The sequence below is a fragment of the Olsenella sp. Marseille-QA0557 genome, assembly GCF_965119725.1.
In the GTDB taxonomy this organism is placed as follows: Bacteria; Actinomycetota; Coriobacteriia; order Coriobacteriales; family Atopobiaceae; genus Coprovicinus; species Coprovicinus avistercoris.
Map to the genome: position 1 here is coordinate 896,085 of NZ_CBCPMI010000001.1, position 18,976 is coordinate 915,060.

The 18,976-nt window shown below is 52.9% G+C and carries 15 protein-coding genes and 1 other RNA gene; 14 read left to right on the top strand and 2 right to left on the bottom strand.

Going from position 1 to position 18,976, the window contains the following annotated elements:
* The first annotated feature begins 75 nt into the window (after positions 1–75).
* A complete protein-coding gene (gene pgi / locus ACQY6Y_RS04085; RefSeq protein ID WP_428379037.1) occupies positions 76–1,770 on the top strand; it encodes a glucose-6-phosphate isomerase in 1,695 nt (564 codons plus the stop codon).
* Between the two features lie 344 nt (positions 1,771–2,114).
* Positions 2,115–3,107 carry a helix-turn-helix transcriptional regulator gene (locus tag ACQY6Y_RS04090; protein ID WP_428379038.1) on the top strand — a complete coding sequence of 331 codons (993 nt, stop codon included), beginning with the start codon at positions 2,115–2,117 and terminating at the stop codon, positions 3,105–3,107.
* Between the two features lie 11 nt (positions 3,108–3,118).
* Here the strand turns inward: ACQY6Y_RS04090 and ACQY6Y_RS04095 are convergent, their stop codons facing one another.
* Positions 3,119–3,910, bottom strand: a complete 792-nt coding sequence (locus ACQY6Y_RS04095) for a putative ABC transporter permease (protein ID WP_428379039.1) — start codon at positions 3,908–3,910, stop codon at positions 3,119–3,121.
* 92 nt (positions 3,911–4,002) lie between these two features.
* Between ACQY6Y_RS04095 and ACQY6Y_RS04100 the strand changes: the two genes are divergently transcribed.
* The 11 genes from ACQY6Y_RS04100 to pflA all read left to right on the top strand — a co-directional run bounded on the left by ACQY6Y_RS04100 (position 4,003) and on the right by pflA (position 15,968).
* Complete coding sequence (locus ACQY6Y_RS04100; protein ID WP_428379040.1) at positions 4,003–4,455, top strand: HD domain-containing protein; 453 nt, start codon at positions 4,003–4,005, stop codon at positions 4,453–4,455.
* Between the two features lie 134 nt (positions 4,456–4,589).
* Positions 4,590–5,519 carry a ribokinase gene (gene rbsK, locus ACQY6Y_RS04105; protein WP_428379041.1) on the top strand — a complete coding sequence of 310 codons (930 nt, stop codon included), beginning with the start codon at positions 4,590–4,592 and terminating at the stop codon, positions 5,517–5,519.
* Between the two features lie 45 nt (positions 5,520–5,564).
* Positions 5,565–7,142, top strand: a complete 1,578-nt coding sequence (locus tag ACQY6Y_RS04110) for a CapA family protein (RefSeq protein ID WP_428379042.1) — start codon at positions 5,565–5,567, stop codon at positions 7,140–7,142.
* A gap of 440 nt (positions 7,143–7,582) precedes the next feature.
* The gene (locus tag ACQY6Y_RS04115; protein ID WP_428379043.1) at positions 7,583–8,686 is read left to right on the top strand and encodes an ABC transporter substrate binding protein; all 1,104 of its coding nucleotides are present in this window, start codon (positions 7,583–7,585) and stop codon (positions 8,684–8,686) included.
* Entirely contained in the window at positions 8,680–9,858 is a 1,179-nt protein-coding gene (locus ACQY6Y_RS04120; RefSeq protein ID WP_428378262.1) for an IS3 family transposase, read from the top strand. The genes ACQY6Y_RS04115 and ACQY6Y_RS04120 overlap by 7 nt, the downstream gene beginning before the upstream one ends.
* Before the next feature lie 28 nt (positions 9,859–9,886).
* A complete protein-coding gene (locus tag ACQY6Y_RS04125) occupies positions 9,887–10,030 on the top strand; it encodes a hypothetical protein (RefSeq protein ID WP_428379044.1) in 144 nt (47 codons plus the stop codon).
* A gap of 96 nt (positions 10,031–10,126) precedes the next feature.
* On the top strand, positions 10,127–11,902 hold the full coding sequence (locus tag ACQY6Y_RS04130; protein WP_428379045.1) for an ATP-binding cassette domain-containing protein: 1,776 nt from the start codon (positions 10,127–10,129) through the stop codon (positions 11,900–11,902).
* Between the two features lie 32 nt (positions 11,903–11,934).
* Positions 11,935–12,030, top strand: an RNA gene (gene ffs / locus ACQY6Y_RS04135) — signal recognition particle sRNA small type.
* Positions 12,031–12,568: 538 nt separating this feature from the next.
* Entirely contained in the window at positions 12,569–14,734 is a 2,166-nt protein-coding gene (gene pflB / locus ACQY6Y_RS04140; protein ID WP_428379046.1) for a formate C-acetyltransferase, read from the top strand.
* Between the two features lie 83 nt (positions 14,735–14,817).
* Positions 14,818–15,069 (top strand): autonomous glycyl radical cofactor GrcA3, encoded by a 252-nt coding sequence (gene grcA3, locus ACQY6Y_RS04145; protein ID WP_428379047.1) that lies wholly within the window; start codon positions 14,818–14,820, stop codon positions 15,067–15,069.
* Positions 15,070–15,128: 59 nt separating this feature from the next.
* Positions 15,129–15,968 carry a pyruvate formate-lyase-activating protein gene (gene pflA, locus ACQY6Y_RS04150; RefSeq protein ID WP_428379048.1) on the top strand — a complete coding sequence of 280 codons (840 nt, stop codon included), beginning with the start codon at positions 15,129–15,131 and terminating at the stop codon, positions 15,966–15,968.
* A 417-nt stretch (positions 15,969–16,385) separates the two neighbouring features.
* Here the strand turns inward: pflA and ACQY6Y_RS04155 are convergent, their stop codons facing one another.
* Positions 16,386–17,471: a 2,3-butanediol dehydrogenase gene (locus ACQY6Y_RS04155; RefSeq protein ID WP_428379049.1), complete on the bottom strand. Its 1,086-nt coding sequence runs from the start codon at positions 17,469–17,471 to the stop codon at positions 16,386–16,388.
* 179 nt (positions 17,472–17,650) lie between these two features.
* Here ACQY6Y_RS04155 and ACQY6Y_RS04160 point away from each other — a divergent pair, with 179 nt between their 5' ends.
* Positions 17,651–18,589: a TIGR02452 family protein gene (locus ACQY6Y_RS04160; protein ID WP_428379050.1), complete on the top strand. Its 939-nt coding sequence runs from the start codon at positions 17,651–17,653 to the stop codon at positions 18,587–18,589.
* The last annotated feature ends 387 nt before the right edge of the window (positions 18,590–18,976 follow it).

Consider the following 18,976-nt stretch of genomic DNA (forward strand, 5'->3'; position numbering starts at 1 on the left):
TTGCCGGATGCCGATGGTGCGACTTCCCGTCAAGCCCGACTCCAGCGTTGGAGGAACGCGATAAGAGGAGAGCAAATGTCACAGATTCCTGCACCGATAGATGCCACAAAAACGCCTGAATGGGCTGCGCTCCAGGCGCATTACAACGAGCTTCAAGATAAAGGAATTAGCCTCAAAGAATGGTTTGCCTCTGATCCAGATCGTGTAAACAAGTTCTCTTTTGACATGTCCGATCTGCATTTTGATCTCTCCAAAAACCTTATTGACGATGAGACGGTAAGGTTGCTCTGCGCGCTTGGTCGTGCTGTTGGTTTGGAAGAGCGTCGCGACGCTATGTATGCCGGCGAGCACATCAACACCACCGAGGATCGTGCTGTTCTGCACACGGCTCTGCGTCGTCCTGTTGTCGACAAGGGCAAGGTTATCGTTGATGGCCAGGATTGCGTTGCCGACGTTTACGAGGTTCTCGATCGCATGTATGCCTTTGCTGAGCGCGTGCGTTCCGGCGAATGGAAGGGCGTGTCGGGCAAGCGCATTGAGCATGTTATGAGCATTGGCATCGGTGGTTCCGATCTTGGCCCTGTCATGATCTACGAGGCGCTCAAGCCCTATGCCGATGCCGGTATAGATTGTCGCTACGTCTCCAATATCGACCCGAATGATATGGCCGAGAAGATCAAGGGCCTGGATCCCGAGACAACCCTCATCATTATTGTCTCCAAGACGTTCACAACGCTGGAGACGCTTACCAATGCGCGCGAGGCCCGCACCTGGCTTCTCTCGGCACTGCGTGAGGCAGGAGCTATTGACGGCTCGCCCGAGCAGGATGCCGCCGCTATTCGTGCGCACTTTGTTGCTGTTTCAACCAATCTTGAATTGGTTGCTGAGTTTGGCATCGATCCAGAAAATGCCTTTGGTTTCTGGAATTGGGTAGGCGGCCGCTACTCGGTAGATTCTGCCGTTGGCCTGTCGCTTATCATCGCCTTTGGCCCTGAGCGTTTTGCCGAGTTGCTGGCTGGCTTCCATGATTTGGATACCTACTTTGCCGAGAAGCCCCTCGAGGAGAATGTTGTTGCCCTTATGGGCCTCATGAACGTGTGGTACGTCAATTTCTTTGGTATGGCATCTCACGCCATACTGCCGTACGACCAGTATCTGCATCGCTTCCCAGCCTATCTGCAGCAGCTCACCATGGAGTCGAACGGCAAGAGCGTGCGCTGGGATGGTACGCCCGTTACCTCCGATACCGGCGAGATCTTCTGGGGCGAGCCCGGCACCAACGGTCAGCACGCTTTCTACCAGCTGATTCACCAGGGAACCCGTCTCATTCCGTGCGACTTCATCGCGTTTGTCAATACGCCCAATCCCACACAGGATGGCGATCAGGACGTGCATGAACTGTTCTTAGGAAACTTCCTTGCACAGACAAAGGCGCTTGCTTTTGGCAAGACTGCCGACGAAGTCCGTGCTGAGGGCACCGCGGAGTGGATGGTTCCTGCGCGCGTCTTTACCGGCAATCGTCCAACCACCTCGATTTTTGGCGAGGAGCTCACGCCTCATGCACTTGGCGAGCTTATTGCCCTGTATGAGCACATCACGTTTGTTGAGGGCACGGTTTGGGGCCTTGATAGCTATGACCAGTGGGGTGTCGAGTTGGGCAAGCAGCTGGCAAAGCAGATAACCCCGGCGTTCCATGATGACGAGGCACTTGCCGTACAGGATCCTTCCACCCAGGCGCTTATCGAGTACTATCGCGCGCACCGCAAGTAATGCGAGAAGCGTAGGGCAGAAGCATCGGGTCAAAGGCTTCGCGTTGGTCTAGCTTTGCACAATCAGTGTTTGATTTCTGAGAGGTGTTGGTGGTGTGCCAACACCTCTTTGTGTGAAGGCTTGGGTGTTTTGCCGCCGTGCAACCGCTAGTTGCATTTCTGTAAGACCCACTTCGCAAGCTCGGGATAAAAAAGAGCTTACACGCCATCTACCTGCGCAATGCAACCAGCAGGCGCATGAAAAGAGATAAAAAAGCAGCCGTCAGTTGGTGGATAAGAGGCTTTTGCTACCGTAGTTTTAATGGTGCCGGCAGACAGCAGATAGTAACTAACGAAAGGTCTCTCATGAGCTTCCGCAACAATCTTCAGTATCTCCGCGCCTCACGAAATATGACGCAAGAGCAGCTTGCAATGTTGTTGGGTGTTTCTCGTCAATCGGTTACTAAGTGGGAAGCCGAGAAAAGCTATCCGGAAATGGATAAGCTTCTCAAGATTTGTCAGTTGTTTGATTGCAGTTTGGACGATCTGGTTCAAGGTGATCTTTCCGCACGCGCGAATGAAACAGTGGTGGATGCGGCGGTGCAAATTCCTGCTGGGCCTCCCACCGACATATGCGGGTATGATGAGCATCAGCGCAAGATAGCATGGCAGGTTCCTACAGGCGTCGCTATTATCATTGCTGGAGTTGGCCTCTGCGCTCTTCTCGATGGTCTTGAACCATTCGCCTCGTCCGATAGTCTTGTTCCTCCTATAGCGCTTTTTGCGTCCATTATTGTTGGCTTGATGTTTCTCATTCCTGCTGGGATGGAACATACAGCTTTTGTACGCGCTCATCCCTATATTGAGGATTTCTATACAGCTGAAGAAAAGCAGCACGCTCGTACGCAATTTACCTACGGTCTTATTGGTGGAATTGCTTGCATTCTGTTGGGAATGTTTACACCCGCTTTGTTTGACAGCATTGTTGGCACGGAAGCTTTCGGAGCTGTCTTTCTGTTTGTTATGGCCATCGGCGTGTGGCTTATCGTGCACTTTGGCATGCTTCTCGGCCGAACCAACATCGCTGAATACAACAAGAGCGCAATTGAAGATGCCGAAATTGAAGATATTGCCGCTGCTCAACTGGATAGCGCTCGTAAAGATGCCCTCATGGCACAAAAGCGTATCAACGAAAAGATTGGCGCAGTGTGTGGTGCCATCATGATTGGTGCAACCATTGTTGGCCTCGGATTATTGTTTGTGGGACATAACCCGCTGTTTTGGCTCGCTTGGCCAGCTGGTGGTCTTCTGTGTGGTATCGCTTCGATACTGATGGAAGCGTTTGGACGAAACGCATAAGGCTCGCAAGTCTACTTAAGAATATGCTCGCGGACGCGTGTTGCAAGTTCGCAGGTAAGTTGATGCGCCGTCTCCCTCTTGGGTCGTGTGAGATTAAAGCTGCGTATACGAGCAACAGTACCTTTGTGAAACTTTGACATACTGGCACCTGCGCGTTCGATACCCTGCTGCAAGAGGGTGTCGCGCGCAGCGCGCCAATCGTCGGAATCGCGTGGGAACTGGTCTACAAATTCGCTCATACGCTCATTGAGGTTCTTTTCCATATAGGCCACGATGTGAGCAAAATTCGTGAGCGCCGATATAGTGAGGGTGGCATCGCACGAAATGAGAGCGATGAGGATAAGTGCGAGCACTTCAACCAGCCAGCTAGGAAAACCGGCGAAAATGTTGATGAAGTGCGGGCCAATAACGTAGACCACAGCCACGCCGGCAGCACCAAAGAACAGAGATGAAGCTAAACAGATGCGACCATTGAGGTTGAAGGGCACATTGGTGTAATCCCACCAATAGGCATGAAACAGGGTCTCGAGGAGCCAATGCGTGAAATACTCAAGTGCACTACAGGCAACCATGGAGACGAGAAAAACTTGCCACCACACGCTCGGTGCTGCTCCGTGTGGGAACGCGAGGGTTGCAAGTAAGATAACCGCTACACCACCAAAGCCATAGATAGGACAAAACGGCCCATAAAGAAACCCTCGGTTAGCCCATTTTCCATGTTTAATGGTGCAATATACCGTTTCCCACAGCCATCCAAGAAAGCTGAAAAGTACGAAGATAAGAACCGTCTGACAAACAATCATAATATGCAGCTCTCAGTTGTTGATTTTTGGCACGATAGCCCCTGAGCTGGTTATTACAAGCTAGTATAGCATCGGGGTAGGAGATGCTGCGTATGGAGCACACAGGCGAACATACAGAGGTCGATGAGATGGCCGCTGAGCTCTGTCGATGTGGCCGTCTCGAGTGTGAACATGAGTTTATTCAGCATGGATCTACCACGGTCTATCAACATTCGCTTCGCGTTGCTCGTGTTGCCTGCAAGTTTGCAGCCGCTCTTTCACTAACGGTAGATCGCACCGCACTTATCCGCGGAGCACTTCTCCACGATTATTTTCTCTACGATTGGCATGAGGCTGATCCAAGCCATAGGTTGCACGGTTTTCGGCATCCTGCGCGCGCACTTCAGAATGCGCGCGAAGATTTTGAACTCACCGCTACTGAGGAAGACATTATTGCTCACCACATGTTTCCGCTGGTGCCAATACCACCACATACCCGCGAGGGTTGGATTGTTATGCTCGCAGATAAAGTCTGCGCGCTGGAAGAAACAATTCGGAGATCCTAACAACTGGAGAGATGCCGCGCTGCTTAAACGAGCCGCAGCTCATACCATGCCTGCCAGCGAATTTTTGTGCCTTGTTGACACTGCGCTGCATTTCTCGTTGATAATGGGGAAAGGCAATGCGGAAAGGAGCTTACGTGGCACGCGTCATTATTTTCGGCAGCATGAATATGGACTTGTCAATCGAGTGTGATCGTATGCCGCAAGCAGGCGAAACACTGTCAGGCCATGATTTCATCACCAACCCTGGCGGAAAAGGCGCCAATCAAGCGGTGGCTGCGTCACGCCTTGGTGCGTCTGTGGGTATGATTGCCGCCGTGGGCGCCGATGGCTTTGGCAACGAGCTTGTTGCCACGCTTGAGGCGGTTGGCGTGGACTGCACGAAAGTAACGCGCTCATCAGAAACTTCTACCGGTGTGGCAATTATCGTGAGAAGCGCTGGCGACAATCGCATCGTGCTTTCAGCAGGAGCAAATCATTTGCTGAGCTCGGAAGATGTGGTGCGGGCGTTGCATGCTGTTGCGGAGCCAGGAGATGTTTTCCTGACTCAGGGCGAGTGCGATGCCGAGGCAACGCTGGCAGGTTTGCACGAGGCTCACAGCATGGGACTCTATACGATTCTTAATCCTGCGCCAGCTCGTCCTATGCCGGATGAGGCATGGGCGGACGTTGATCTTGTCTGCCTCAATGAGACAGAGTGCGAGCTTATGTGTGGCATTTGCCCCACCGATGAGGAGGGGTGCCTCAAGGCGGCTTCGCGTTTGCAGGAACTTGGCGTGCGCTCCGTTGTTATAACCCTTGGTTCTGAGGGGTCCATTGGTTTTGAGGCAGCTGGTGACAAACCCGTGAGGGTTGGTGCTCATAAGGTGGAGATTGTAGACACGACCGCGGCTGGCGATACCTATATCGGCGCTTTAGCTGCTGGCCATGCAGCGGGAATGTCACTTGTGGAATCGATGGCATGGGGCAGCGCCGCTTCAGCCCTTACCGTTGGAAAACTCGGCGCTCAGCAGGCAATTCCTACTGCAGCAGAGGTTGAGGCCACCGGATGGAAGTGCTGCTCGTAGCACCTTTTCCGCACTTCGTTGGCACTATGAGTGAAGTAGCAAGGTATGACTGATAGGCAAAATAAGAAGTGGCAGATACGATCTGAAGATGTCACGCGCCAGCATGCTGGTGCGGAAAATAGGCGTCGGAGATCAACGCCGCGTCCACACCGCCGAGAAGATCCCGGAATTGTGGTATCTCGTGATCCGCGGGATGATGAGCGGGCGGCGGACGCTTCCTATCACACCTCAAACAGTCATCCAACACAAATCAAACAGGGCGTCCAGCCCACAGCTCCTTCGACAGTTTCGAGGGCATGGAAGCGGATACGCCAAGCGTTTGCTCATGCCGTGCAGGTTATGCGCGAACATGTATCGCGGCGGGCGATGTTAATTGGCGTCGGCATAGTCGTGCTTCTCTGTGCTGTGGGCATGCTGGTGCCACGGGCGTGCAGCCGCAGTGAAGAGCAGGTGATCACTGATGCAACAAATGGGATAGAACGACCTGAGACAGATCAGGCGTTTAAGCTCTATGGCGAAGGCAGAACAACCGCCACAGGGGATGGGCGTGTTACGTTTTGCGCTGTTGGCGATAACCTTATCAACGACAACCTGCTTGCACTTGCAGACGCCTGGGATGGCACAGAGGGAGATGGCGTGTATGATTTCGCGCCGCTCTATTCCAATATTGCCCCCACGATTGCTTCCTACGACCTGTCATTTGTCAATCAGGAAACCACCATGGGTGGTACGGAAACCTTCGATTACATGGGTTATCCCAGCTACAACACACCCGATTCCTTAGCGCAAACTTTAGTTGATGTTGGCTTTAAGGTGGTTGCCACAAACTCTAACCATACGTATGACACTTGGGTGCCATCAATCGAACATCAGCAGGAACTGTTTGCAAACTATCCCGATCTTGTCACTATAGGAAGCTATGCTTCAGAAGAAGATCGCACAACACCTCGTGTCGTAGAGTGCAACAACATTCGCATTGCATTTCTCTCTTACAGCTATGGTCAGAATGGCTATGAGCTATCGGATTTGCCCAACGATTATTATGCGGTGCCTTACTCGGATGAGGCGCTTGCGGCCGATGTAGCACGAGCGCGAGAAGTGTCTGATTTTGTCGTGGTCTATTTGCACATGGGCGATGAATATGTGCATGAGCCTACCGATGAGCAGCGTCGCATTGCTCACTATGCAGCTGACCTCGGCGTAGGCATGATGATAGGAAGCCATGTGCATGTTATTCAGCCACTGGAATGGATTGAACGTTCAGAGGGCACGCCGCTTTCCGGCGAGGACGGGCCCAACGGTGGGCGCATGTTAGTGGCCTATGGTCTGGGCGATTTCGTGAGCGGCTACGAGAACAACCCTAAGACCATTTTGAGCGGCCTGCTTTCTTGCACTTTTGTGCGTGGCGATGGCGGTGCGTCGGATATTTCTGTTGAAGATGTTGTTTGGCATCCGCTTATCGAACATCGTGAAGGCAATGAAGATACGGTAATGTTGGTGAGCAACTATACGCCTGAACTGGCAAATCAAAATGAGTTACTCGCAGGGCTGGGCGATCCCTACACCTGGATAGTTACCACCACCAACGAGGTAATCGGCCCCGATTTTTCTATCGAGATGTAGAACCGGTTCAATTTTGTTGTTGACAACAAGCCACTTGTCGCGCTAGAGTACCACGCAATCGAATAGCGTTGCCAAACCGAAGAAGCGGAAGTAAAACTGTCTGTGCAGGAAGTGCATTACCTGCTGAGTGCGCCTACAGAGAGTCCGGGTGGCTGAGATCCGGATGGTGGCAGGGCAGCATAATGGACCCGCTGAGGGCGCGGAGAAGCACATAGCGTGCCTATGTGTGGAAGCTGCGACGGGAGCTCCCGTAACAGAGCAAGGATGTGTATGCATCCGAAAGAGTGGGCATAGTTCTTTTATGCCAACCAAGGTGGCACCGCAGGTGTGCAGATACGCGCGCTTGTCCTTGGGACCAATGTCCAGGGGCGGGCGTGTTTTTTGTATCCGTCCCGCGTACGCATCAGGTTTGCCAGACCTGATAAAGAAGGGAGCACACAATGACTATCAATCACACTTCCATTTCTCGTCGTTCATTCCTCCAGTTTGCTTTTGCTGGAAGCGCAGCTCTGTTTGCTGCGAATATGCTGGACGGCTGTAGCTCATCGGGCTCCGGCGCATCTGAAGACAAATCCGCAGCTCGCTCTATTTGCTTTGTCGAGGTTGTAGAGAATGATGCATTTGTAGCTATGCAAGAGGGCTTTAAGGATGAGCTTGCAGCACAAGGATTTACCAACGTTACTTATGAGGTAAAGAATGCACAGGGTGACACCTCCACCCTTAATCAGATTGCCAGCCAGCTCAAGACCGAGTCTTACGACCTTATCGTTCCCATCGCAACCCCTGCAGCTCAGGCAGTAACCAACGCTGAGCTCGATACGCCGGTGGTGTTTATTTCTGTGGCCGATCCTGTAGCAGCCGGCGTGATGAGCTCGCTCGATACTCCGGATAAGGGCGCTACCGGCACCTCCAATGATCTGCCGGTTGACGAGGTGTACGCATTTGGTACTGAGCTGTATCCGGCTGCTGCCAATGGCGCTTGCGGCATTTTGTACTGCTCCGGTGAGGCAAATGCCGTTTCTGGTGCAGAGAAGATGCATGCCCATCTGGACGAGCTCGGCGTGGAATGCATCGAGCGCACGGTTACCAATTCTTCTGAGTGCCAGCAGGCGGCAACTGCTCTTGCTCAGCAGTGCAGCTGCATCTATGTGCCGGTAGATTCGGTGGTGCAGTCTGCAATGACTTTGGTTACTGCTGCTGCCCTCGAGTCTGGTGTGCCAGTGTTTGGTTCCGACCCTGTTATGGCTGCTTCCGGTGCACTTTGTTCGGTTGCTGTTGGAAATGCCACCATTGGTGCCGCCTCAGCAGATATGGGGGGTGCGCCCATAATCCTGGAGACCTTGTCATCTCAGGAGATGGATATGACCTACCCTCAAGAAGTTGTAAATAACGTCCTTGGATATCTCCGCTCAGGACATACCGTAAGACAGGCAGCTGAAAAGTTTGGAGTTAGCCCTTCTATTGCTGCACAATGGCGCAGAACCTATGATGGCAAACTCAAAGATGTGCCCCCCATAAAGTACAATATTCTCAAGAGGTGGTAAGACTTGCTCTTGGTCTTGCATATGGCGGTTTCGGATTTAAGCTCGGTGAAGTTGCTCATATGTTGGGAATATCAGCAAATACTATCTCTCAGTGGAAAAAGAAGTACCTTGTAGGTGGGCATATGGATATTCCTAAGGTCACTCAGGGTGAATTAAAGCACTTGAGTGCAGATGATCTTGAAGCAATGACACTTAAAGATCTCAAAGCCTATATTCACAAGCTTGAGCTTAAGAATGCCATCCTCGAAGAGAAGATGAAACTTTTAAAAGCAGAGGGCATCGACAAGCTCAGTAATAACGAACTTTCTGTACTTGTCGATGCCCTTTCCCAACGATTTGCAAAAACAGAGATTCTCAAGGCTCTTGGTATGTCCTCAAGTAGCTACTACTACACCAAGACAAAGAGCAAAAGACCTGATAGGTATGGCGCAGCACGAGCTGCCATAAAAGAAGAGTTTTACCGTGTAGGAGGAAGACGAGGATACCGCTATATACGGCAGCGTCTCCGTATGCGAGATGTCCCTATTATTCTTTCAGGAAAAACGGTACGTCGTCTTATGGCCGAAGAGCACTGCCATGTCTCATATGCCTGCAAGAGACGTAGGTATACCTCCTACAAAGGAGAGATAAGTACCGCCCCTGAAAATATTGTTTCTCGCAACTTTCATGCAGATGAGCCTAACAAGCTCTGGCTCACCGATATTACAGAGCTTCATATTCCTCAGGGTAAAGTCTATCTCAGCCCCATTATCGATTGCTTTGACGGGATGCCTGTAGCCTGGAAAAGCAGTACTCATCCCAATGCAGACCTTGTTAACTCCATGCTGGATGAAGCAGTAAAACAACTTGGTAGTACAGATCATCCCGTCTGCCACAGTGATAGAGGGTGTCACTATCGCTGGCCTGGCTGGATCGATCGCTGCGATAAATATGGCATCACTCGCTCAATGTCACACTTAGGGTGCTCGCCAGACAATGCTGCAATGGAGGGATTCTTCGGCAGACTTAAAAACGAGTTTTTCTACGACAGGGACTGGAAGGGAGTGAGTATCAAAGACTTCATGGATCAGCTCGACAACTATATGCTCCATTATAGAAATACCCGTATTAAAGAATCCCTCGGTTGGATGAGCCCGGTACAGTACAGAAGGTCACTTGGTATTGCAGTTTAGCCTCTCCAGTTTTTGGGGCGCATCCCCTATGGCAGCTAAGGTTCTTACAGGAACACCTGTCTCCGAGGTTCCCGCTGAGGTAGTAACCGATTACGAGCGCGATGTATGCCAGGAAACCGCCGATGCTCTCGGTGTGGTTATCCCTGACGACGAGAATATCGTGGTGCTGTAAACGTTGAGCAGCACGGGATTCAATCGGCTCTAGAAGACCCCAGTTCTCCCACTGATGTAGCTTTGTTCTGACGCGTTGTTTGAAGGAAGGTTTCGCATGCCTGCTCTGTTCACCCTCGGATTCGATGCCGTTATGCTTGGCTTTGAATACGCCCTGCTTGCCGTGGGTGTGTTTGTATCGTTCCGCATTCTGCATATTGCCGATCTGACGGTAGATGGCAGTTTTTGTCTGGGTATGGCGGTCTGCACAACCTGTTCTGTGGCAGGCCATCCGGTGCTCGGACTGATTGCTGGTACGATTGCCGGAGCGTTGGCAGGCTGCGTAACCGGTGGTCTTATCGCTGCAGCAAAGATCAATCCGTTACTTGCCGGTATTATCACCATGACGGGACTGTACAGCGTCAATATATATGTGTTGGGCGGGCCTAATGTGAGCCTGCTCAATGCTGAGAAGATCTATCAGCCTTTCAAACAGATGGTTGGCGCCGCCCTTACAAACAGTCAGGTTAAGATGATTGTGGTTGTGGCGCTGGTTGCTGTGGTGGTAGCGCTGGTTGCCGCCTATTTCCGTACGGAAAGTGGCCTGGCCATGCGCGCAACGGGCGATAACGAAGAGATGTGCCGCGCAAGCTCCATTAATACCGATGCTTACAAAGTCGCCGGTCTTGCCCTTGCCAACGCACTTGTTGGTCTGTCGGGATCCATCCTTGCTCAGTATCAGGGTTTTGCCGATGTTAATGCTGGTAGTGGCATGGTTATGATCGGTTTGGCATCTGTCATTTTGGGCGAGCTGTTTGGCACGCATCGTTCAGTTACCGCAGGGCTTGTGTTTACTGTCATAGGTTCTGTGTTGTACCGCGTTGTGGTGCAGGCAGCTCTTACCGTGAACCTTATGGATTCCAATGCCCTTAAACTGGTTACAGCGGTCATTGTTGCTCTGTTTATGTCAATGCCGGCCATTCGTGCATACTTCGCATCGCGAAAAGAACGTGCTGCTGCACGTCAGGCGGCTCAGGAACTGGCTGTCAGTGCGCTTACAAACAGTTTGACGGACGGCTCCTCTGACACCAAACCCATGCTCCAGGCTATTGACCTCAAGAAGACGTTTAATGCGGGAACGCCGCTTGAGCATAAGGGTCTTGATGGGGCAAGTGTGACGCTCGAACCTGGTGAGTTTGCCTGTGTAGTGGGATCAAACGGTGCAGGTAAATCCACGTTGTTCAACGTTATTGCCGGTAGCGTACATCCAGATGGTGGCCTCGTGCGGCTTGCAGACCACGACGTAACCTTTGTTGCAGATTATCGGCGTGCTCGGACGCTTTCGCGCGTGTTCCAAGATCCAATGCGTGGTACTGCTCCGGGGCTTACGGTGGCAGAAAATGTTGCGTTGGCTTATGGTCGTTCGCAGAAAAAACCCATGGCAATTGCCATGCGTCCCGCCATGCGCCAGCTGGTAAAAGAGCGACTCGAGCAGTTAGGTTTTGGTTTGGAAGACCGCATGGATGTGCCCGTGGGCTCACTTTCCGGTGGTCAGCGTCAGGCGGTTACGTTGCTGATGGCAACGATTGGCAATCCCGACTTGTTGCTGCTGGATGAGCACACAGCAGCGCTGGATCCAGAGGCGACCAAGCGCATTTTGGAGCTCACCACACAAATTTGTCGTGAGCGTGGCATTACGGCCATGATGGTAACCCACAATCTTTCAAGTGCTCTTTCAATGGGCGATCGCACTATTGTTATGGACTCGGGCCGCGTTGTGGCAAATCTTGGTCCCGAAGAGCGCAAGGATATGACCGTCGATGACCTGCTGGAACTCTTCCGATCCGCTGCTGGCCACGATCTGGATGATGATAAGGTCTTGCTTGCCGACTAGATAAATTCGTATACTTAGTCTTCAGAACGCGTCCGACGGGTTCGGGCGACGCCATACTCCGAACCTGGTCAGGGCCGGGAGGCAGCAGCCATAAGGAGCCTCTGGCGGGCGCCCGTTCCCGTCTGGCGCGTTCGTTTTTATCTGCGGTGATTGTCCTTTTCGTCCTCTTCTTTTTCTGAATATAATCTGAACGTCTTAGGCCAATTTACCTTGGCTGACTTCATACCTTCTCTATAAGGGATTACCGTTACCGGGACTGAATCGACCGCCCGCGCACCAGTATCGTTTCTCGACTAAAACCTCACGTGAGGGTCCTACGATGCAGGCAGGCAGCGCGTCTCCCGGTGTAGCTCTCTGTCGTTCTTCCATCCTTCGACGGACGCATTGCGTTTGGTTCCATGCTTGCGAGGCACATCCCCCTTGCCGGGAGACGTGCGTCCGTTGAATACGCATGCAGTACGGGACAGGTGTCCAGAGTTTACCAATTCTTACTATTTTTACGAGCTTTAAGATTTGCTCATTTGCAAACGGTTTGTGTGGTACATTCACGGCTGTGCTATTTACGTCTCTGCCTTGTGTGCGGATCTCATGCGCTGATGTCCTGCATGCTGCAGCAGAGAAATATCGTTTCAGACGGCAGTTTCAATCGATAAGGGAGCGTGACTCATGCAGGAAGCTTGGGACGGTTTTGTCGGCGGTAACTGGGAAAACCAGATCGACGTTCGTGATTTTATCCAGCGCAATTACACCCCCTATGACGGCGACGAATCCTTCCTTGCCGGTCCAACCGAAGCTACGACAAAGCTTTGGGATGAGGTTATGGACCTCTTTGCGCAGGAGCGTGCAGCCAATGGTGTTCTCGACATGGATACGCGCGTGGTGTCCACCATCACAAGCCATCCGGCAGGCTATATCGACCAGCCGCTCGAGAAAATCGTTGGTCTTCAGACCGAGAAGCCGCTCAAGCGTGCTCTTATGCCTAATGGCGGCATCCGTATGGCAGTAGCTGCTTGCAAGCAGAATGGCTACGAGGTCGACTCCGAGATTGTGGACTTCTACACCAACTATCGTAAGACCCACAACGCCGGCGTCTTTGATGTCTACACGCCCGAGATGCGCGCCTGCCGCCACTCTCATATCATTACTGGTCTGCCCGATGCCTATGGTCGCGGCCGTATTATTGGCGACTATCGCCGTGTGGCGCTCTACGGTGTCGATCGCCTGATCGAAGAGAAGAAGGCGGAGCACGCTGGCACGCAGAAGAACATGCGTGAGGAAGTTATCCGCCACCGCGAGGAACTTGCTGAGCAGATCCGTGCGCTCGGCGAGCTCAAGCAGCTCGGCCAGATTTATGGCATCGACATTTCCAAGCCTGCTTCCACCTTCCAGGAGGCCGTGCAGTGGCTCTACTTCGGCTACCTGGCGGCCGTCAAGGAGCAGAATGGCGCCGCCATGTCCATTGGCCGTAACTCCACCTTCCTCGACATTTATGCAGAGCGCGATTTTGCACGCGGCATTCTCACTGAGGAGCAGGCTCAGGAGATTATCGACCATCTCGTCATGAAGCTGCGCATGATCAAGTTTGCGCGCACGCCCGAGTACAACGAGCTCTTCTCTGGCGACCCGCAGTGGGTAACCGAGTCTCTTGGCGGCATGGGTGTCGACGGCCGCTCCATGGTTACCAAGACTGCCTTCCGTTATCTGCACACGCTTGAGAACATGGGCACCAGCCCCGAGCCCAACCTGACGGTTCTGTGGTCTACACGTCTGCCCGAGGCCTTCAAGAAGTACTGCGCCAAGATCTCCATTGCCACCAGCTCAATCCAGTACGAGAACGATGACCTCATGCGCGTTTATCACGGCGATGACTACGCCATTGCGTGCTGCGTAAGCTCCATGCGCATTGGCAAGGAGATGCAGTTCTTCGGCGCTCGCGCCAACCTCGCAAAATGCCTGCTCTACGCCATTAATGGTGGTCGTGACGAGAAGACCGGCGATCAGGTGGGACCGAAGTATCGTCCGGTAGAGGGCGACTACCTCGACTACGACGACGTTATTTCTAAGTACCGCGACATGATGGCATGGCTTGCGGGCGTGTATGTGAATTCGCTCAACATCATTCACTACATGCATGATAAGTACTGCTACGAGCGTCTGCAGATGGCTCTGCACGACGAGCATGTCCATCGTTGGTTTGCTACAGGCATCGCAGGCCTTTCGGTGGTTGCCGACTCGCTGTCTGCAATTAAGTACGCCAAGGTTAAGGTCATTCGCGACGAGACCGGCCTGGTCACCGATTACCAGGTAGAAGGCGACTTCCCCAAGTACGGCAACGACGACGACCGTGTGGACAAGATCGCGCACGACGTCGTGGAAGTCTTCATGAAGTTTGTCCGCGAGACCGATACCTACCGCAACTCGGTGCCCACAACCTCGATCCTTACCATTACCTCCAACGTGGTTTACGGCAAGGCCACCGGCAACACCCCTGACGGCCGTCGCGCTGGCGAGCCATTTGCTCCGGGCGCCAACCCCATGCATCGTCGTGACACCCACGGTGCCGTCGCATCGCTGGCAAGTGTTGCGAAGCTTCCTTTCAAGGATGCTCAGGACGGCATTTCCAACACCTTCTCCATCGTCCCTGGTGCACTTGGCAAGAACAATGAGGTGTACTTCGGCGACCTTGAGGTTGATGGTATTGAGGGCTTTGATCCCGAGGCCTTTAATGCTGCGCTTGCCGCAGCTGGCCCCGATGACATTTCCATCGAGAATGCCGTTGACTGCGCATGCTGCGCCGATGCAAGCGCCCTCGAAGGCGAGGAAGACGCATAGAGGTTTGGTTTGGGGCATCACGCGCCGGACAAACGCATTACAGTAACAGTGCCCGCTTTTTGCGAGCTTGAAAGGAGAGAAGTATGAAGACTGCAGACGTAGCTCCTGAGCAGGTGGATAACCTTGTAAGCATGATTGATGGCTATGTTGAGGAAGGTGGCCACCACCTCAACGTAAACGTATTCAACCGCGACACGCTGCTCGATGCTCAGGCTCATCCTGAGAAGTATCCGCAGCTCACCATTCGCGTTTCCGGATACGCCGTCAAGTTCAACTCCCTGACCAAGGAGCAGCAGGACGACGTTATTTCCCGAACCTTCCACGAGTCGATGTAGTGTCTGAAGCGATCGCGGCTTGTAGATAGTGCGGTAATTCCTTTAACGAGAAGTGCGACATGGGGCAGTCTGACAGCTATAACAACGAAACGCTTGCAGTAACAGGACGTATTCACTCCATCGAGACGTTCGGAACGGTGGATGGACCTGGTACACGTTTGGTGGTTTTCTGTCAGGGTTGCCCCATGCGCTGTTTGTATTGCCACAACCCAGATACCTGGGAATTTGCCGCTCCTGACGCTCCCTCTGGCGAAGAGGCGGGGGCACAGCCCGGCACCCGCATAAGCGTGGCGGAAGTGTTAGAAACCTTTGAGCGCAACAGGCCTTTTTATCGCCACGGCGGCATTACTGCTACTGGCGGAGAGCCGCTTGCGCAGCCTGCCTTTATAGCAGCGCTTTTCTCTGCAGCGCATGCTTCTCCGACGGGCCGTATTCATACGTGCCTGGACACCTCGGGCATTTCGTTTGACCCCGTGCATCCCGAGCATGTTGGGGCTGTGTTAGATCACACCGATATGGTGTTGCTCGATATAAAGCATGCAGACCCGGCGGGGCATAAAAACCTCACATCCCATGAGCAGACGCGTCCGCTGGCGTTTGGAAACGAGCTTGCACGCCGGCGCATCCCGGTGGTAATTCGCCATGTGGTTGTGCCAGGCATTACGGATTCTGATGAAGAGCTGGCTGGTGTGGGCCGGATTATTGCTCACTGGCCCAATGTGGTGGGGCTGGATGTGCTGCCGTATCACACGATGGGCGAGAAGAAATACCAAGAGCTCGGTATTGACTATCCCCTGAAGGGCGTGCCTGCGATGGATGCTCAGCGCGTGCCAGCGTTGCGCGCCAAAATAATGGACGCGCGGGCGCAGGAAATTCGCAGACTCACTCGCCACAAGTAGTGAGAGCTCACCAGAGCGTTTGGATTAACCCAAGGTAGATCTTTGTGGCCTGCGCGCGGTGTTGGATGCGCGCGGTGTTGGCCGCGTGTGGTCCTGAATGCGTGCGACCTTGGAGCGAGCAGTCCTGGATATATGAGCTTTTTGCTCGTCTAAAAACGCTCATTTTCTTTTGTGCAAAACGTACAAATCAAAGTTGGCGGCTTGCAGACAGTCAAAAAATAAGACATCACGACTCGCAGACACCATGCCTCACAGACGCCACGCCGCACGACCAAAAGTCATCGTGGGGCAAGCGACCCGTCACGAGGTACAGCAAAAAACCGCCCCGGCGGAATTAAATCCCACCAGGGCGGCAGAGCCATTCGCGCGAAAGACGGCCAGTAAGAGCCGACCACCTAAATCCATCCTCGCACGTCGCTATGCGTCAAGCTCGTCGGGATTATTGCTCACGAGAATCTTTACCTGCTTCTTTTTCTCGGGGCCGGTAAGGGTTTCAAAGCCTTCGGCCACGATGTCATCCAGCGCGATCTTCTTAGTGATAAAGCCCTGAGCGGGAATTTTACCGGAGGCCAGAAGCTCAATAACGTTGTCAAAGTCCTTGCCGCAGTATGCAATGGACCCCACTACGCGCTTCTCGGGGATGCAAATATCGTTAAGGTTGACGGAGGCAGGCTTCTCCCAGATGGAGGTTACAACCAGCGTGCCACCGGCATGGATGCCTGCAAGAAGCTGGTCGAAACATGCCTGGGCACCGGTGCACTCAAATGCGATATCGGCACCGTAGCCGTCGGTAAGGCGTTTGATCTCGGCAACAACGTCGCACTCGGCCGGATCAAGCACGATATCGGCACCGGAAGCCTTTGCATATTCCTGACGTACAGACTTACGCTGTACGACAATTACCTGGTTGGCGCCGAGGGCTTTTAGGCACTCGATGGTAGCGAGACCGATTGTGCCAGCACCTGCAACTACAGCATTCATGCCTGCCTGGAAGCCGCCAGCTTCAAGAGAGTGATATCCAACGGAGATGGGCTCAACAAGTGCTGCGCGATCATACGAGAGTGTGTCAGGGATCTTGTGAACATACTTGTGACGGAACGTGGTGTAGTCGGCAAAGCCGCCGCCTTTACCAGCAAGGCCGTGGAAGCCAAGGTTTACACACAAATTGTCGCGGCCAGCCTGGCACGACGGACATGTGTCATCAACGTCGAGCGGCTCAACAACAACGCGGTCTCCCGGCTTGACGTTGGTAACGTTTGGACCGACCTCTACGACTTCACCTGAGAATTCGTGACCCAAAATAACAGGGGCAACATCGCCAGTAATTGGATGGGGTGTGTCAACAGGAATAAAGATAGGTCCTGCAAGATATTCGTGCAGATCAGACCCGCAAATACCACACCAATGAAGCTTGACCTTCACGTCGTAGTCGTCATCAATTTGCGGCTCTGGAACATCCTCAACACGAATGTCTCCCGCCTTGTACCACCGTGCTGCCTTCATAGTGAACCACTCCCTCTATCAAAAGACCGACAGATATCTACCTGCCGATGCGTTTCATACCCAACTACAATTGGTCTAGCCGAATAATTTAGAAAAATATTGACGTGTTAACTATTGAGAAGCTAAACCTCTAAACAGTGCCATGCAGTGGCACATACAGCGATGCGGAGGAATGCCCTATGCCTAAGAACACTCGCCCAACAAACCACGCGCGCCAAGCTGAACAGCGAGAAGAACGCGCAGCAGCGGCACGTGCGCACACCGAAGAGATGGCGGCCCAGTTTAAAAACGAGATTGCCACAACGCTTTCGGAGCTGCGCCAATACGACGGTATGCCAGATGCGAAACCCGCACAGGAGCCAACAATCCCCCAGGTAACTATCGTTGATCAGGACTCAGTTACAGCTGTGTTGGAGCGCGGCCGCGGACGAGCAAGTATGTGCGATCTTGCCGTTTTGGACTTTGCTTCATTCACGCACCCAGGCGGAGGATACGACCGCGGTACTATGGCTCAGGAAGAGTCGCTCTGCGCAGAATCGTTTCTTTATAACTGCCTGAACGCCCGCAAGGATTGGTATGCCGAGAACCGCCGCCACAATATTAACTGCGAGCTCTATCGCGAGCGCGCGCTCGTGTTGCCGAAGGTTCGCTTTGAGCGCGAGCGATACCACTCATATGCCGATGTTATTGTGGCAGCCGCACCCAACGCTCGCCGCGCGCGGGCAAACTATAAGGTTGCTGATAAAGATCTCGAAGCCGCTATGCGTCGCCGCATTAGGATGGTAATGAGGATCGCCGACGACCTTGGCCACAACAAGTTGATTCTCGGTGCTTTTGGATGTGGCGTGTTTGGCTGGAATGCAAGCACCGTGGCGCGCATGTTCTTGGAAGAGCTTGCGTCTGGTGCCCATGTTGCACAGGAGATTGTTTTTGCCATCCCGCAGGGACGCTACGACGATAATCTTGCTCGTTTCCAGCACGCCTTCGCAAAGTTCCCCGAAGCCAACGAGGATGCTTACATTCCTGCGCCTTCACGCCCAAAGGTTAAGCGCGTTGCAGAGAAGAGCAATGATGACAACCACGATGAGGTCGAAGAGGACTGGCGAAAGTATCTATAGGGAAGCGCTGTAATTCAGGTCATCATTAAAGTATTGACCGTCGGTGTTAAGTTTTAGCCCTTCTGAAATCAGGGGTGTTTCGTTTGTGCAAATCGTACAAACGAGCGGAGGCCCTTTTCAGAGGGGCTGAAAAGTAGATATTGAAACTAAACGCGCAAAACAAAAAGGACAAAATAACATCTCCTGAGCTGTGAACTTCAATCTATCTGTTTGAAGCCTGTTATAGCTCTGCAAGAGCGAATCTCTTTTTCTAAATTTCTGTAGCGTCAAAGGCGGAATCCCAAAGTACCCTGGCGATTATGGCGCCATTAAAGAGGTGGAGAGGATGAGTCGATGATTTATTGCCCACACCCTATTGAATTGTGATATATATCAATATCAGGGAGT

What these genes read in the sequence shown, in the direction of transcription:
- ACQY6Y_RS04100 (WP_428379040.1), top strand. Translation starts at nt 4,003, where the DNA reads ATGGAGCACACAGGCGAACATACAGAGGTCGATGAGATGGCCGCTGAG.
- ACQY6Y_RS04090 (WP_428379038.1), top strand. Translation starts at nt 2,115, where the DNA reads ATGAGCTTCCGCAACAATCTTCAGTATCTCCGCGCCTCACGAAATATG.
- ACQY6Y_RS04110 (WP_428379042.1), top strand. Translation starts at nt 5,565, where the DNA reads ATGACTGATAGGCAAAATAAGAAGTGGCAGATACGATCTGAAGATGTC.
- ACQY6Y_RS04095 (WP_428379039.1), bottom strand. Translation starts at nt 3,910, where the DNA reads ATGATTGTTTGTCAGACGGTTCTTATCTTCGTACTTTTCAGCTTTCTT.
- pgi (WP_428379037.1), top strand. Translation starts at nt 76, where the DNA reads ATGTCACAGATTCCTGCACCGATAGATGCCACAAAAACGCCTGAATGG.
- ACQY6Y_RS04155 (WP_428379049.1), bottom strand. Translation starts at nt 17,471, where the DNA reads ATGAAGGCAGCACGGTGGTACAAGGCGGGAGACATTCGTGTTGAGGAT.
- ACQY6Y_RS04115 (WP_428379043.1), top strand. Translation starts at nt 7,583, where the DNA reads ATGACTATCAATCACACTTCCATTTCTCGTCGTTCATTCCTCCAGTTT.
- pflA (WP_428379048.1), top strand. Translation starts at nt 15,129, where the DNA reads ATGGGGCAGTCTGACAGCTATAACAACGAAACGCTTGCAGTAACAGGA.
- ACQY6Y_RS04160 (WP_428379050.1), top strand. Translation starts at nt 17,651, where the DNA reads ATGCCTAAGAACACTCGCCCAACAAACCACGCGCGCCAAGCTGAACAG.
- ACQY6Y_RS04130 (WP_428379045.1), top strand. Translation starts at nt 10,127, where the DNA reads ATGCCTGCTCTGTTCACCCTCGGATTCGATGCCGTTATGCTTGGCTTT.
- pflB (WP_428379046.1), top strand. Translation starts at nt 12,569, where the DNA reads ATGCAGGAAGCTTGGGACGGTTTTGTCGGCGGTAACTGGGAAAACCAG.
- grcA3 (WP_428379047.1), top strand. Translation starts at nt 14,818, where the DNA reads ATGAAGACTGCAGACGTAGCTCCTGAGCAGGTGGATAACCTTGTAAGC.
- ACQY6Y_RS04125 (WP_428379044.1), top strand. Translation starts at nt 9,887, where the DNA reads ATGGCAGCTAAGGTTCTTACAGGAACACCTGTCTCCGAGGTTCCCGCT.